Raw genomic sequence first — 15,429 nt, 5'->3', positions numbered from 1 at the left:
CGTTAGATTCGAATGGTTGGCAATAAAAATAGCTCATGAAGAGCAGTTAAAGAAAAGGAAATATCCCTTATGAAAAAAATGAGAAGAGCACAGCTTCATCGCGTTCGCATCCAATACTGGAAAGACACAGCGAAAGAAGCTTCAAAGAAATAAGCTTTAAATCGTAAAGCTTTAAGATAAAAAAGCTGAAAAGCTTAATCAAATGTAAAACGCAACAAATCGATTTCATTAGCACTCTCAAGGACCTTCATCTGGTCGGCGACTAAAGAAATCATCCTCCAAAGAGCTGACAGGCATTAACAACAATGCATTCAATGTCAGCTCATTAATACCTCCTCTTAGATTCTCTTGTTGCTTCACTCTGTTACTCCTAACTAAAACCCCTTTGCACCTTTGTACCTTTGTTCTTGTTACCCATATCTGTATTCGCAAAGTCGTGATCAAAAAAAGCTTCCGATTTCTCAGAAGCTTTGATTTAGATTTTGATATCTGGTGTGGTTACCTGCTCGGGAGAGATAACACCAACGTCAGGAGCGAATGCGTTAACGTTGGAAGAGCGTCTTCAAACTGACATCATCGGTTCGGTTCAGCTTTAGGCTCAGTAGATAGCCACCAACACCGAACAGTGCGTAAATACCTAAAGATAAAATCGGCGCTTCTGCAATCGCACTTAATGGGTTGCTTGCTATGAGCACATTCATTGGTAATGACGCGATGAGAGATAGGAAGTCATTGACGCCATAGAACCCAAACACGGCGACAGAGAGGAACTTAATCGCATAGCTTGAGATGAAAATGACAAGCAATGGGGAGTTCACCAGCTGCGAAATAGCTAGAGTGACAGTTGCCAGTGGCAATAAAACCAGTGCAACTAACATCATTCTTCCAAAAAACACGACCCAGTTGCTCAGCACATAAAACAGAGATTGCTGCTCAACCAATAGCGCCAGTTGTTGCTCACTTGAGACGTTCAATATCCAGAATAGAAAATCTGCGAACAGCACTAACAACGCACAGATAGCCGGAATAACCACTAAACCGAAGCCTAGCTTTACGCAGTGAGTCATTGCATTGGATACCGGCATACTTCGCCAAAACATTGAACTGCCTTCTTGGCGTTCTTTACGCAGCGTTTTAGGGATGTAAAGCGTCGACAGGATCAGTGAAATAAGGCCCGCGCCAAAGTAGATCACTGAGTTGAGATCTTGTGCGAAGTCTCTGTGAATGTCGCTCACGTCACCATTCACTTGCATTTCAAAGAAAAACTCATGTTGCGCTGCGCCATTAAAGAACAGACCAACGAACAGTAAGAAACCACATAATGCGACAAACAGAGGCAATCGAGTGTTAACTTTGTGCTCGATGAGTTCTTTTTCTAGCATGTAAAAACTTGGATGCATTATGCCTTCTCCGTCTGTGTTGCAAGGAATAGGTCTGCTAGACCAACGTTATAGATGTTACCCAGTGATTCAACCTGCGCTTTGTATTGACCTTCTAATAGCCACTTAGTCGTCCCTAACCCAGGCTGAGAGGTGAGTGGGTTAAGTTTCTGTATCTCGCTTGAATGGTTGTTTGCGACTTCGATAATGAAGTAGTCGTGCTCGATGTCTTCCATGCTTTTTTGCAGTACACAATGACCTTGCTTCAAAATCAGTACATCCGTTAATAGGTGTTCAATTTCTGAAACCTCATGGCTTGCAATGATCATGGCGCGTTCGCCATCGTGGAACCATTCTAATAGGTGGCGATAAAAAGTATCGCGGTACAGCAAATCTAAGCCCAGCGTTGGCTCATCTAAGATCAACACTTGAGTGTCAGTCGCGATGATGATCGCAAGGTGAAGTTGTACTTTCATCCCTTTAGAAAGCTGCTTGATAGTAGAAGACAACTTGATGTTGGTGCTGCTTAATGTCTGCTCTGCTTTTTGCTTGTTGAAGCTAGGGTGCACACCTTGTGTGTATCGAAGCAGTTGTTTAACCGTCATCCACTCTGGTAACACGTTAACATCTGAGATGTACGACAAGTGCTGCATGAGCTCAGCGTGCTGGTGGATAGGGTGGTAGCCGTTTACTTCAATCTCACCTTGATAGTTGTGTCCACCAAGCAGTGATTTGATCAGAGTCGATTTACCTGCGCCATTGTGGCCCAGCAGACCAAGTACTTGCCCTGGCTTTAACTCAAAGCTGATGTTTTCGACACCCACTTGATTTGAATAGGTTTTGGTTACGTTTTTCACGGAAAGTAAAGTACTCATGACTTGTCCTTTATATGTTGTGCTAGCTGTTTCACGAGTTCTTCGACACTCATATCAATGATGCCTAGCGTCTCAGCGATGGCTGGGATCTGTGTGTTGATGAATGATTGGTGTGCAGACTCTTTCAATTTTTGAAGTGCCCCTTCGGCCACATACATGCCTTGGCCGCGTTTTTTCTCTACCAAGTCTTCATCCACCAGTAACTGATAGCTTTTCATGACAGTAAGGTGGTTGATCTTGAGATCGGCAGCAACCGCACGCACAGAGGGTAATGCTTGTTGCTCTAACCAAACACCCTGAAGAATTTGGTCACTGATCTTTGCGGCAAGCTGCCTAAAGATCGGTTGGTCGTCTTTCCATTCGGTCATAATTAAAACTGCATGGTGATATACATGTGTATAACACTAACCTTTTTATTCGAATTGGCAAGGGTTTTATGAAAATGGATCGGATATTTTTACATTTGGATAAAGCATGTTTGGCGGGGAGGGTACTTGAAGCCTACGTCCTTGTGGGCTTTCAAGCAGCTGTATGAGCGATGATTATTTGAATAGGAAATGGTTGCTCGTCAAGATTTCTGTTAGGGGGGCCTATTGCTCCTCTGAGTCATTGGGCCGGCTATACAGATAGCCTTGATGTAAGTTGTAGCCTAGCTGACACAAGATATATTGTTGCCTGCGCGTCTCGACACCTTCATAAATCATCGTGATATTTGATAAGCGTCCAATCTCAGAGATATTAAGCAATACACCTTGATGGTGCTCTCCTGACTCGATATCCTTAACAAAGCAACGATCCAGTTTTAGATAGGCCGGAGAGATAACATTGATGATTTCGATGTTGTTATTGCCCGTGCCAAAGTCATCCAGAGCGATAGTGATACCAAGCTTTTTGATATCCTTAATGTTATCGATAACCTCACATCCATAGCCAATATTCGAATATTCAGTAATCTCGACGACAAATTCATTCGCTTCCATCGCGGCCAAATGCTCTCTGAGCCTTGCGAAGCTCGACCCCACCAAAGCGCTCGGACACACGTTGACACCATAGATCTCATGGCTGTTGTGTAATTTGGCTTTTCTGACCGTCTCGATGAGCAAGATAGTGTGAAAGGTGAGTAAATTGGTGCGTCTCATGGTGTTGATGAAGCTTAAAACGCCGACGTTACGAACTCGAGATAGCAACTCGTAATACAGGACGCTGTTGTCTTCGGTGTTGATGATGGGCTCTTCTTCAAAGGAGATGTGTTTCCAACGAAACAGGTAGATCATAAAGCCCAGAATATAGGAGCGATAAAGCAGTGTGGCGAGAATCAGAGAAAGCGCAGTCCACAGTACGACAATATCGTCACTGTAAAAGGCAATGGTTGCACCGGTTGGCAGTGGTGTTTGATAGATAGCTTTACTTTCTTCACCTAGGTTCAGAATGTAATAACCATTCTTCTGGATCGAGACCGAGTCGACTAACAGCGGCAATAGTGAGTTCTTGTATCGAGCTTCAATAGAGCGTGTAGAAATACGCACCGTAAGGTCAATGTCACGCTTGGTATCTACGAAGCGTGAATAAGCGAAATCGGTACTATCGTAAAAGTCATCAACTTGATCAAGGTCTACCATTTTCGAGCGTGTTTTGGAGATATAACATGAACCATAAGACGTAGTCATGATGACAGAATCTAAGTTGAGTGAATGCCTTAATGAGTGCACAGCCCCTTGGTTATCGCAACCATAGAGCATGATTTCTTCAGCAATATGTTTGGTGTTTTCGCTGTATTCATCTGCAATCTTCGTCGTATAAAGGATTTGGAAAAAGTAGACAACGAAGAGGAAAAATGAAGAGACGGTGAACACGGTTATCAGAGCCTTAATCAGTTCTCTATGATAGGTATTGAACATCATTTTCAACATTTCTATCTGACTGGGCTTGAATTGATTGATGTCGTACTTTGGTGCGACGCAGTTTGTAGAGTTCTTATCGAGATCGATGAAGTAACCCACCTTATAAAGGTTAGAGATAAGTTCGCTATTATTATCTATCTTTGCCTTTTTACATAAGTTTCGATACTTCTTTCTTATTGAGGCGATGATGTTTTTTAATGCATACAAACTAAACTCTTCATCAAAATGTAATTTAAAAGACTCTTCAACATCTCGTGCAGATTGAGGGTTAGATATTGATGAGTGCTCAATAAGGTATTTGAATACAAAACTCTCTTTACTATTAAGACTTTCCTCTGATATCTTATTGCTGTTGTTCTTGATATATATTTTTTCTTCATTGTAGATCAGTTGCAAGCTCTCATTATTGTTGTTTATATTGAAAGAACAGTGCATGGCTCAACTCCTAAGCGACAGTTATTATATTTATGTGATTGATGTGTATTGGCTGGGATTTTCATTCAACCTAAGAGTCCTTTCCAAATAATATAACCAAAATGTCACCATTTTCTCTTAAGATGTTGATACTAATCGCAGAATTTGGGCTTGAATGAAAGGTTATCGAGATGTTCACCCAAAAGTTGAATTTATAAATGAAAGCCAATGATTTACAAGGGGTAAAGGGGATTTATCCATTTGTTTTGGTATTTATCCATTTTGCAGCTTCTGTGCGGAAGGATTAGCCACTGAATTTAGAGGTTTCTAATGTAGCTTTTGATGGTATTCATTTGATTTATTGATGTGTGAGATTTATCAGAATTTTTCCGGATAAACTTAGATTATGTCAATTTATGTAATGTTAATATAATTTAGTTGAGACATGATTTTAGTAATTGAATTATATGGATAGATGATGGCATTGATAATATTGTATTTTGAGTTTTCCTTATTTGTATTATTACGTCTTATTAAATAATGAAGTTTTTAGTGGGGAAGTTTTAGATAGCACGAGCATGTTATTTTATTTATATATTTATACCTATCCATTTATGAAAGATGTTTAATCAAAACACTGTTGATATCTATATCAGACATACACCTATGTAGATCTTTATAGACTAATTATAAAAAATAAGATATGAATTAGGTTCGTGTTATAACGTAAACAGCACTTGAAGATGTAAGCAGCAACAACTTAGTCCTATTCGTATTATTTTTGAACAGATTTATCGTAATCACATGATATTCAAAGATCTGTCTCGATGGCTTAGCTCTAACTTCTGTATGAGTAAAATCGTTGAGTATTTAACATGCGCCATCAAGTACGACGATTTGAGGTTCTTTTTCTGGTTGATAGAGTACCTGACAAAAGTCACCTTCAGGTGAATAGGTGTAGTTATCTGCGTCAAAAGAGATAGCTGCTACTCTTTCGGCATTGCTACCAGGATCGACTTCTTTGTTGATCACGTGAAGCTCTGTTCTGTCGATATTGAGCAGTCTTCTTAGTGAATCCACATAAGCTATTGGGTAGCCATGACAGACGTAGTAGGTTTCAATTTCCGTTTTTTCTACATAGTTGCACTCTCCATCAACGCCAGCAATCGCAGACTTGGCGTAGATCATATCGATACCGGTACGTAGGTTACCCGCTACGTCGTGTATTTTACTCGCACGGGCGCTTCCTTGAACGTTTAAGAACTTGACCATAGCCGTGGCAGACAGGATAGCTAAAATTAAGACTGCGATGATAAGTTCTAAGAGAGTGAAGCCGTTTTGTCTTCTCATATTTACCGATTATTTGATCTGATTGAGGGGCTGCTTGAGGGTAATCTAAATACCAAAGCCATTACAGAAGGTAGGTATATCTGTTATATGGCTTGCAGGTTGATTGTTCTCAATAATTGCATAATAAACAATACTTTAACTTCGGCTTGTCGTTATTGGCCGCAATGTAAGCATACGTAAGCGTTGATGTGGGTATCACTCTCTGGACTACGAAGTGCTAAAAGCTCTAACTTATTGATAAATAAGTTTTTAAATGTCTACTAATCGACCCGTTAAAAATTGTCTTTCGACTTCATTTGACGGGATGGGCTTACTAAACAAGAATCCTTGAAGATACTGGTACCCACAATCGATCAAGAACGCTTTTTGCGTTTCGGTCTCGACGCCTTCAGCAACTACTTTTAGCCCCAGTTTGTCGCAGATAGCATGAGTGGCTTGGACTATTGCTTTGCTCCCTTTGTGCGAACCATGGACAAAACTTTTATCGAGTTTAACGGTGCTAATTGGCAAGTCATGCAACATTGAGAGTGAGGAGTACCCTGTGCCAAAGTCATCAAGGTGAAGTTCTACGCCTAATTTTGATATATCACTTAATGCTTGTCTGACTTCACCATGCTTGAAGATCATGGAAGACTCCGTGATTTCAAGGGCAACGCTTTGAGGCTGGATGTTGTAGAAGTTCAGCATTGCCAATAACTGTTCGGCAAAGGTAGCGTGCATCTGAATACTCGAGATATTGATGCTCATCATCAACTCATTATCAAACTCTCGTTGCCACATCGATAACTGTTTGAGTGCGGAATTGAGAACCCATTTTCCGAGAGGAACTATTTGCCCACTCTCCTCCGCTAAGGTAATAAATTCGTCAGGAGCTATGTCACCTAGTTCTTCGTCCGACCATCGAAGTAAGGCTTCAAATCCTTTCACCTTGTCGCTGTTAGTGTTCATTATCGGTTGGTAATGAAGGTTGAGGTCGTCATTCTCTAAGGCATGCGTGAGTCGATGACGGATCTCTACCTTGCGGTGAAGGGTTTGTGCTAGACAAGGTGTAAAAGTTTGAAATCGATTTCGTCCATTTGTTTTGGCCATATGCATCGCCATACCCGCTTGCTTGAGCAGTGACTCTTGATCGACGGCATTATCAGGGAAATGAGCGGTACCGATGCTGCAACCAACAGACAAGGTGCCAATCCCTCTGATGTGGAAACTCTTGTTCAAGGCTTCAATAATACGAGAGCAGAGCAGCGGGATATTGTGATTTCGGCAGGCGTGGGCAATCACAATGAATTCGTCGCCACCAAATCGACCGATCATGCACGTTTCGTCGACGAGGTGTTTAAGACGTTCGCCAACCTGCTTAAGTAGTTGGTCACCGACACTGTGTCCATAAGTATCATTGACCAATTTGAAGCCATCAAGGTCGACAAACATCAACTCAAAGGGCGAGCGATAGGCAATACTGGTTTCCAAAAGGTTGGTGATACCGCGGCGATTGTAAAGCTCAGTTAAACAGTCGTGCTCAGCGTTGTATCTGGCTTTGATCAACTTCTCTTTCTGTTTAGTTGTACAGGTGAGGTTTAACAGAAGCTCGCTTTTATCAAATAGCCATTTTCCTTGAACGTCAAAGTGATGAATTTTGTTATCTATTTCGCAGCTGACTTCTTCTAAAATCTCGCGGCCTTTACGCGCAGCAAACAACCATTGTGCTGCTGCCTCTTCACTTGAAACGAAGTCGGATAGGGTACTAAACGGTGAACCATAGCTTTGAAAGAATGCGGAGTTAGCGCTCACTACGTCTCCCGAGTTATCAAATAGAAGGGATAGATTTGCGCCATCAGAGCAAGCTAAGTCGTGCTTTAGGCTGCCCTCTTCGGCAATGACTTGTACCAACATCCCAGTTCGACCATCGGGCAATGGGATCCCAGAAAATAGGCATAATGCACGTTTGGAAATGTGGTTTGGCGTGAAGTTCCACCATGTTTTGATGCTTTCGTTACGTAGAAATTGTCTTTGGTATTCTTCCAGTGTTGCTTCTATCGCTTTTGACATCTCGACACTAAAGTCACGTGATGTCAGCTCAAACATCGACTCAGACTCCCAGAGGGGAAGCGCGTTACTATTTGCCCAAGTTATTCTTTTATTATCAATATCATATATCCAAATAGGACACTTGAGATGCTCGAAAGGTTGATAATTGGTCATCATATTGAACTCGGTGAACTGATGTGTTGGTCGAACAGTGCCTACCGAACTCATGCATTCAGTAGGCGCTTATCAAATTGAATTCTGGTCTTCAACAGCCGTTAAAAGCCGTGTTGAAGAAGAAAAAAGTGCTACAGAAAGGAGCGCGCTATAGAACTCACAGTTGAAGCCCATCTTTTGACGAATGTTATTTTTGGCGCGACCTGAATGTTTATCCAAGAATTTGCCTGCGCTTGAATCGGATTCACTATTTCTTGTTTATTGCTATCAGCTAATAACTGCGTTGAAAATAAAGGGAGGCTGGTCAGTAACAGTGAAAGCGGTTTATTCATCTTAAAGTGGACCTTGTGTGGTAGTGGTGATTAGCAAATGCTGGATCGAATTATCAATTTCATGAATATTACTTGAAGAAGATATTGCTTAATAGCGCCTGCCGAGGCCCTGAAAATGCAAAACACTGGCTGGTGGGTAACGTAATCGTTTTCTTTCGACTGTTGAACGATATGTTCGGATTTTAAACCTATAAATATGTTATTTGTCAGTGATATTAACCGACAAGTCATTACTATTTGGAAGGTTGATTTGATTGGGTTTTGTAAATGCCTTAAATGTAAGTGTGAGTAAGAAAATAAAGCAAACGTAAGCGTTGTATAGGCAATTAAAACACCTTGAATAGCGAGTTATTGATGGCCAACCTTCTTAAACTAAGGCGTACTGGTGGTTAAGCACTGCGTTTTGTAAACGTGTATGTACAAAAGTGATTACAATGTTTTGCGTACGGTAAAGGTGAGGCTCGAATCACAACATTGATGATATATGAGCAGTATATATACTGCCCTCGCTTTTAATAAATACTGGTGATAGGAATGTCGAAAACCAAAGTGCTCATTGTCGAAGATGACCAAGAGATAGCTCGTTTAACTACGCTTTACCTAGAAGCTGAAGGCTACGATGTTAGCGTTGTTCATGAAGGGAATTTAGCACTTGAAGCGATCCGCAGTATTGAACCTGATTTAGTGCTGTTGGACTTGATGCTTCCAGGCATGAGTGGCGCTCAAATTTGCCGTCAGGCTCGAGAGTTTTACAATGGAATAATTTTAGTGTTGACCGCCTCTGCCGATGAAATGAGTGAGGTAAGCTTATTTAAGTTTGGCGCGGATGATTACGTTGCAAAGCCTATTCGTGGCCATGCTTTGTTGGCGCGAATTGAAGCGTTATTACGTCGAGCTGCTCCTATTGCTATCGCGCCAGAAAAAACGGCTGAAAAGCAATGCGATATTGTGATCAACAATATTGCTCAAAGTGCCACTCTGTATGGGCAAAATCTTAAGCTTACTTCTGCCGAGTTTGAAATCTTAAACCTTCTTGTGAATAACATCTGTCAGGTCGTGACTCGAGACCAGTGCTGTCAGTTATTTCGAGGGATTGATTATGCTTTTAATGATCGTTCTATTGATATGCGAGTTTCCGGTTTAAGACGAAAACTACGCATTCACGCAAAAGACAAACAGTTGATCCGTACGGTTCGCAATAAGGGGTACATGCTGGTTGCGTAAGTTCATGACTGCGAAACTTCGTTCTGTTTCGATGTTTGCCCGATTGTATCTTGGGATTGTGGTTGGTATGTCGGCAACGATCTTTTTGTTTGTGAACCTAGGTGAAGGGCACATGCGAAGAACCGAGATCGAAACTTTCTTAAATGATGGTATTTACTTCGTTGAGCAGTATACCCGTCAGCACAATCAATATAATTCTCTGTATAAAGAACTCGATAGAACAGGCTACCAACAATTTTATATCTTCAATTTACGCCTGTTAGATAATTGGTCGGGAGAGGCTCCATGCCAACGATGCGAGTTATTTACCACTTTAAATGGTGTACCTATATACCTCAGTGATAACGATCTGTACTCGGCGGTGTTTCAACTTCCAAATTCTAAATTTAGTTTCGCGTTCAGTGAGGTAGGGGATTTTTTCTCTCCTGAAATTGAATGGTATGAAGATTCAGAAAGAAACTTTTTACTCGGGCTTTTGTTCGCCATTATTGTCGCGATCGGCGCAAGTGTTTACTTACCTGTGAGGCGTTTTCAAGAAAGAATCGAGTTGCTAGTTGAGAAGCAAAAACAGTTTGGTCGAGGGAAACTCAGTACTCGTTCTGATCTAGACGACATTCATCCAGTGTCAGATTTGGCCAGCAGCTTTAACTTCATGGCGGAAGAGATCGAGAGCAAAGTGAAACAAAGCCACATCTTTGCTCAAGCTATCCCACATGAGGTGCGCACCCCGCTCAGTCGTATTCAGCTGGCGACCGATATTCTAAGAAGGGGAGCTCCCGACCATCATCAGGCGCTTTTCGATGATATTGATACCTACATTGAGGATATCAACGATCTTACTTCAGAAATTATCATGCTGTCGAAGTTGAATGTCATGGATAACTCATTCTTTGAGCTCGTTAAAGTGACCTCTGATCTTCATGAGTACTGTCTCGATCGTATTCGTTACTCTCAGTTAGACAATGTGCTCTTTGAATCCAAAGTAGGGCAAGATTGCAAGATTAAGTGTGACTGCTCAATGGCACGTTTGGTCTTCGATAATATTCTCAAAAACGCGGGTAATTACACGCGCGATGAGGTGTGGATGACACTGGATGAGAATTCAGAAAATTGGCTAGTGGTTATTGAAGATAATGGTTCTGGAATCCCAGAAGACAGTCGTGATGAAGTATTTCTTCCGTTTTCTCGCTTGGATTCAAGCAGAACCTCAACAACGGGTGGTTTGGGGTTAGGCCTCGCGATTGCGATTTCAGCGGCTAAAAAGCTTTCTTGGGATATCAAAATCGATGACAGCAACCATGGTGGAGCTAAGTTCAGTATCGTGATTCCTAAGACCGTATAACTGGGCGCTCTGAGGGCTACTTAGGTTCTAGGTTCGTAAAATAACAAAGCCACGGTCGAATACCGTGGCTTTTTAGTATGCTCATTTACATAATAGTGACTGCTTAGAGCTTAGAGCGATGAAGTCCATAAATGGCGTGGTCTACGATGCGGCCATTCAAGTTCTCGTTACAAGTGATGGTGCCTTCCAATGTAAAATGTAAGCGCTCACAAACTTTACGACTACTCATGTTCTCAGTAGCGGCTGATATTTCAATCTTTTCCATATCTAACTCATTGAAAGCAATATCAATCAGTTTTTGAACCACACGAGTGACGATGCCTTTGCCTTGTTGAGTCTGTGACAACCAATAACCAATCGTTACCTTCTTGGTATTGTGGTCGATGGTATTGAAGCTGCAGTTACCGACGATCTTTCCTTGATACACGATGGCACATGTCATGCTTTTCCCTTCAGCATAATCGTGTAATGAGCGTTGGATGAAAATCCTAAAATCTTGCTCTGTTTTGCAGTGCGGTGGCCATGCTAACCACTGGCTAAGATACTCATTTTGGCTTTGTGAATAGTCAGCGTAATGGGCAGCGAAACTTTCTTCGACCAATGCGATGGATAGTTCGTTATCGATAATCGTTTTAAACATGTCTTTCCTTTTCTTTTGGCTGATGATTTAGTGATTTTTGGTCGGCAGGCTATAATGTCGCATGATTTTCAATATGCAACCACTTGTAGCACGGATTTTTCGTGATACGTTAGTTCTATCACGAAACTCATTAAACCTTACAATAGTTGTGTATATAACCATTAGCTATGCATTAGTATTAGCAGCCTAAATATATAAAAACTATAAAAATGCTAGGCTTAAATAATGAATCAACATTGCCAAGAGGTAACCGTAGACCTAAGAAAGGCTCTATTTGGTATTGCTAAGGCGCTTGATAACGTCGGTTTTGAAAGCAAAAACCATGGGCAGAGGGTCGGTTATATCGCGTATCGATGTGCTCTGAGCGTCGGGTGGGAAGAAGAGCAGGCCCAACTTGCGTTCTCATTAGGGTTAATTCACGACTGTGGCGTATCGCAAATTGATGAGCAGCTCAGCTTAACTTCTGGGTTTGTGCCCGACTCGAGCTATCACCATTGTCAGAAGGGCTACCAAATCTTAAAAGAGTGCCCAGTTCTTTCTATATTCGCTAAGCCGGTTCTTTATCATCATACCCCGTGGGCTGAGTTAAAGGCGATTCATATCAGCGAGTTAGAAAAAGAATTGGCCGCGATCGTGATGCTTGCCGACAGAGTCGATTATCTATACGGCATAACCTCTTCTGATCGTTATGGAAATTTAACACCAGATGGAAAAGCGAGCATTATCGAATGTTTGACTGAACAAGCGGATGAGATGTTCGAAACCAACCTTGTACAACACATGTGTGAGCTGGTCGATCTGGATGATTTTTGGTTCTCGATGGAAATCCCTTACATCGAGAACATGAGGGATAACTTTGAGCCTGTGCCATTCTTCTCTCAGCAAATGTCGCTGGACGAGACGGTGGCCTTTGCCGAGTTTATCGCCAATGTTGTTGATACAAAAAGTTCGTTTACTTTTAAGCATTCGTTGAAAGTCGGGCAGCTTTCTGAATATCTCGCTAAGCAGTTGGGTTATTCATACACAACTCAGCGTAAACTCTATTTAGCAGGGCTAGTTCATGACATCGGCAAACTGCAAACACCTAATGACATTCTTCATAAGCCGGATTTGCTGACCGAAGAGGAGTATTGCTGTATTAAACGCCACGCAACGGACACTCGATTCGCACTGCAAGAGCTGTTTAGTTCTCCTCAGGTATGTCAATGGGCATCCAATCATCATGAAAGGTTAGATGGATCAGGTTACCCAATTGGTAAAACGGCGGAAGAGCTGGATCAACCGAGTCGGATCGTCGCTGTGGTAGATGTATTCCAAGCATTATCTCAATCACGTCCTTATCGTGCTGGTATGACGTTAGAACAGACGATGGCTATTTTGAGAGACTATGTTGAAAACTATAAGTTAGATCGAGAAGTGTTTGAATGTCTTGAAAAACACGCACAGTACTGTTTCGAGTTATCAACTGATAAAAGAATGTACGCGTTTTAACGCTAGTGAATGGTTTCGAGGTGTGATGCCTTCACTCATACTCGATGAGAAATGACCAATCACCAGAAACAGAAAAGCGATAGCCGAGGCTATCGCTTTTTTAGTGGGGGCTTTCAGGAGATAAACATCAGTAGGAACTAAAGGTTAAGGCCTAAAAATTGAAGCTAGTATCGTTTTAAGATCTCGATGATCTCTAGCTCTGTTTCCGCTGCGATAATGGCATCAATGTCATCATTATTTTGGAACAACTCTGATAGCGCCATAATAGTATGGATATGGCTGTCTGAGTCCATCGCTGCCAGAGTGATTGAAAGGTAAACGTCACCGTTGTCTTCCGACTCTAAATCAACACCCTTTTTGAATACTGTCACCTGTAGTGATGCTTCGTTTACACCATCTTCAGGACGAGCATGAGGCATCGCGATCTTTGGTGCTAGAACATAGTACGCGCCGATGTCTTTGTGCTTTTGCTTGATAGCTTCAACATAGCTTGCTTCGATTTTTTTGCTTGATAACAGTGTTGAACAGGTTAAATCAATCGCAGCATCAACCGTTAGGTTCTCTTCAGAGTTGATGATAACGCCTTGGTTACCGATTAAATCAAATAGGCTCATGAAACAATCCACCCTAGAATCAGACCAACTACACCGAAGTCGAAGTCAGCAAACGTTGTTGCTTCAAGACCCAGGCCACCCAGTACAGGAAGTAGCAGCATCGGTAGGAAAGAGATACACAGACCTTGCGTGAATGAACCTAGGATTGCACCGCGTAAACCGCCTGTTGCGTTACCGTAAACACCAGCTGCGCCACCAACGAAGAAGTGAGGTACCACGCCCGCTACAATGATTGTCCAACCAAGTGCACCTTGTACTGCCATTGCTAGTAGACCAGCAGCGAAAGAACAAAGGAAACCGATAAGTACCGCGTTTGGCGCTACAGGGAATACCATTGGGCAATCTAGAGCAGGTTTTGCACCCGGAACTAGTTTGTCAGAAATACCTTTAAATGCAGGAACGATTTCAGCAATTAGCATCTTCACACCTTGCAATACGATGTAAACACCCCCTGCAAAGATTAGAGATTGCATGAAGGTAAACACAACCCAGTTTTGACCGCTTGATACTGTTTCTACAAACTCGCCGCCCGCAATAATAGACGCAAGCATGAAGAAGATTGCCATTGTTGTTGCTACTGCTACTGGCGTATCACGTAGGAACATTAAGCTTTTAGGAACTTGGATGTCTTCTGTTGATTTTGATGTGTCACCGAATTTGCTACCAATGAAGCCAGACACGATGTAAGACAGTGTCGAGAAGTGACCGATAGCCAGTTGATCAGTACCCATCACTTTTTCAGTGTACTTTTGGCCTAGCGCTGGCATCACAACCATTAGTGTACCCACAATGATAGAGCCAATTGCGACTAGAGCAGTGCCTTCAATGTTTGCTGTAGACAGAATTACCGCTACTAGCATAGACATGAACATTGTGTGGTGACCCGTTAAGAAAATATATTTTAAAGGAGTAATGCGAGCCAATAAAATATTCACAACGAATGCAAAGAACATAATTAGAGCCATTTCATAACCGAATGCTTCTTGTGCTAATGCAACAATTGCTTCGTTATTTGGAATAACACCACTTACGCCGAATGCTTCAGTAAATACAACTGAGAAGTTATTTAGTGCGCCAACAAGAGCGCCAGCACCAAAACCTAAAATTAGGAAACCCATTACGGTTTTAATTGTGCCTTTTAGAATGGTAGAAATATCAGCTTTTTGTGCAACAAGGCCAATGAAAGCAATTAAACCTACCATGATTGCTGGCTCTTTTAATAAGCCGAGCATGAATTCGAAAAAGTTTTGCATAATTTGACCTTACATGAAAGTTTTTAGTTGTTCTTCGATTGATGCTTTGTCAAAAATATTTTTAAGGCTGATGATATTCTCTTTTCCACCGTCTTTCAGTTGGTTAGCAACGTCTGTTGCCGCGACCCAAATATCCGCATTGCTTGATGCTGCAGAAGATAGATCTTCGTGATCAATCTCTGCTTCGAAACCGATTTTTTTAGCCACTTCTTTCACTGCCATTTCCATCATTAGTGAAGTACCAAGGCCGTTACCGCAAACTACAAGAATCTTTTTCATAATATTTGTCTCAATTGGATTTTAGGGGTTGAGAAACTGCGTTCTCTTATTGTGTGAGAGCATAATAATGGAAATATTCAGATTTCAATAAGATCTACATCACAAAGCCAAAATGAGATTGTGATGGAGATCT

General features: G+C 41.8%; 13 protein-coding genes. 3 read left to right on the top strand and 10 right to left on the bottom strand.

Going from position 1 to position 15,429, the window contains the following annotated elements:
- Positions 1–542: 542 nt before the first annotated feature.
- The 6 genes from AC3CHU_RS17040 to AC3CHU_RS17015 all read right to left on the bottom strand — a co-directional run bounded on the left by AC3CHU_RS17040 (position 543) and on the right by AC3CHU_RS17015 (position 8,175).
- Positions 543–1,400 carry a hypothetical protein gene (locus tag AC3CHU_RS17040; protein ID WP_488526006.1) on the bottom strand — a complete coding sequence of 286 codons (858 nt, stop codon included), beginning with the start codon at positions 1,398–1,400 and terminating at the stop codon, positions 543–545.
- Positions 1,400–2,254, bottom strand: a complete 855-nt coding sequence (locus AC3CHU_RS17035; protein WP_171310849.1) for an ABC transporter ATP-binding protein — start codon at positions 2,252–2,254, stop codon at positions 1,400–1,402. The genes AC3CHU_RS17040 and AC3CHU_RS17035 overlap by 1 nt, the downstream gene beginning before the upstream one ends.
- Positions 2,251–2,622 (bottom strand): GntR family transcriptional regulator, encoded by a 372-nt coding sequence (locus AC3CHU_RS17030; protein WP_004729948.1) that lies wholly within the window; start codon positions 2,620–2,622, stop codon positions 2,251–2,253. Before AC3CHU_RS17030 ends, AC3CHU_RS17035 begins: the two co-directional genes overlap by 4 nt.
- Positions 2,623–2,844: 222 nt before the next feature.
- Complete coding sequence (locus AC3CHU_RS17025) at positions 2,845–4,590, bottom strand: EAL domain-containing protein (protein WP_488526005.1); 1,746 nt, start codon at positions 4,588–4,590, stop codon at positions 2,845–2,847.
- A gap of 849 nt (positions 4,591–5,439) precedes the next feature.
- Entirely contained in the window at positions 5,440–5,919 is a 480-nt protein-coding gene (locus tag AC3CHU_RS17020) for a type II secretion system protein (protein WP_488526004.1), read from the bottom strand.
- A 249-nt stretch (positions 5,920–6,168) separates the two neighbouring features.
- A complete protein-coding gene (locus AC3CHU_RS17015) occupies positions 6,169–8,175 on the bottom strand; it encodes a putative bifunctional diguanylate cyclase/phosphodiesterase (protein ID WP_488526003.1) in 2,007 nt (668 codons plus the stop codon).
- An 812-nt stretch (positions 8,176–8,987) separates the two neighbouring features.
- Between AC3CHU_RS17015 and AC3CHU_RS17010 the strand changes: the two genes are divergently transcribed.
- Entirely contained in the window at positions 8,988–9,677 is a 690-nt protein-coding gene (locus AC3CHU_RS17010; RefSeq protein WP_065205833.1) for a response regulator transcription factor, read from the top strand.
- Positions 9,670–11,019 (top strand): sensor histidine kinase, encoded by a 1,350-nt coding sequence (locus tag AC3CHU_RS17005; protein WP_054547151.1) that lies wholly within the window; start codon positions 9,670–9,672, stop codon positions 11,017–11,019. The genes AC3CHU_RS17010 and AC3CHU_RS17005 overlap by 8 nt, the downstream gene beginning before the upstream one ends.
- Before the next feature lie 103 nt (positions 11,020–11,122).
- Here AC3CHU_RS17005 and AC3CHU_RS17000 read toward each other — a convergent pair whose 3' ends face one another.
- Entirely contained in the window at positions 11,123–11,659 is a 537-nt protein-coding gene (locus AC3CHU_RS17000) for a GNAT family N-acetyltransferase (RefSeq protein ID WP_488526002.1), read from the bottom strand.
- A 225-nt stretch (positions 11,660–11,884) separates the two neighbouring features.
- Between AC3CHU_RS17000 and AC3CHU_RS16995 the strand changes: the two genes are divergently transcribed.
- On the top strand, positions 11,885–13,150 hold the full coding sequence (locus AC3CHU_RS16995; protein ID WP_488526001.1) for an HD-GYP domain-containing protein: 1,266 nt from the start codon (positions 11,885–11,887) through the stop codon (positions 13,148–13,150).
- A gap of 164 nt (positions 13,151–13,314) precedes the next feature.
- On the opposite strand, the gene AC3CHU_RS16990 is transcribed toward AC3CHU_RS16995, so the two are convergent.
- The 3 genes from AC3CHU_RS16990 to AC3CHU_RS16980 are packed head-to-tail and all read right to left on the bottom strand — an operon-like array spanning position 13,315 to position 15,296.
- Entirely contained in the window at positions 13,315–13,764 is a 450-nt protein-coding gene (locus AC3CHU_RS16990; protein ID WP_488526000.1) for a PTS sugar transporter subunit IIA, read from the bottom strand.
- Positions 13,761–15,017 carry a PTS ascorbate transporter subunit IIC gene (gene ulaA, locus AC3CHU_RS16985; protein ID WP_004729966.1) on the bottom strand — a complete coding sequence of 419 codons (1,257 nt, stop codon included), beginning with the start codon at positions 15,015–15,017 and terminating at the stop codon, positions 13,761–13,763. Before ulaA ends, AC3CHU_RS16990 begins: the two co-directional genes overlap by 4 nt.
- Before the next feature lie 9 nt (positions 15,018–15,026).
- Positions 15,027–15,296 carry a PTS sugar transporter subunit IIB gene (locus AC3CHU_RS16980; protein ID WP_004729968.1) on the bottom strand — a complete coding sequence of 90 codons (270 nt, stop codon included), beginning with the start codon at positions 15,294–15,296 and terminating at the stop codon, positions 15,027–15,029.
- Positions 15,297–15,429: the final 133 nt, after the last annotated feature.

This window comes from Vibrio sp. QJM3NY_39, from assembly GCF_057785895.1.
This window is presented reverse-complemented; position numbering and strand designations above follow the sequence as displayed.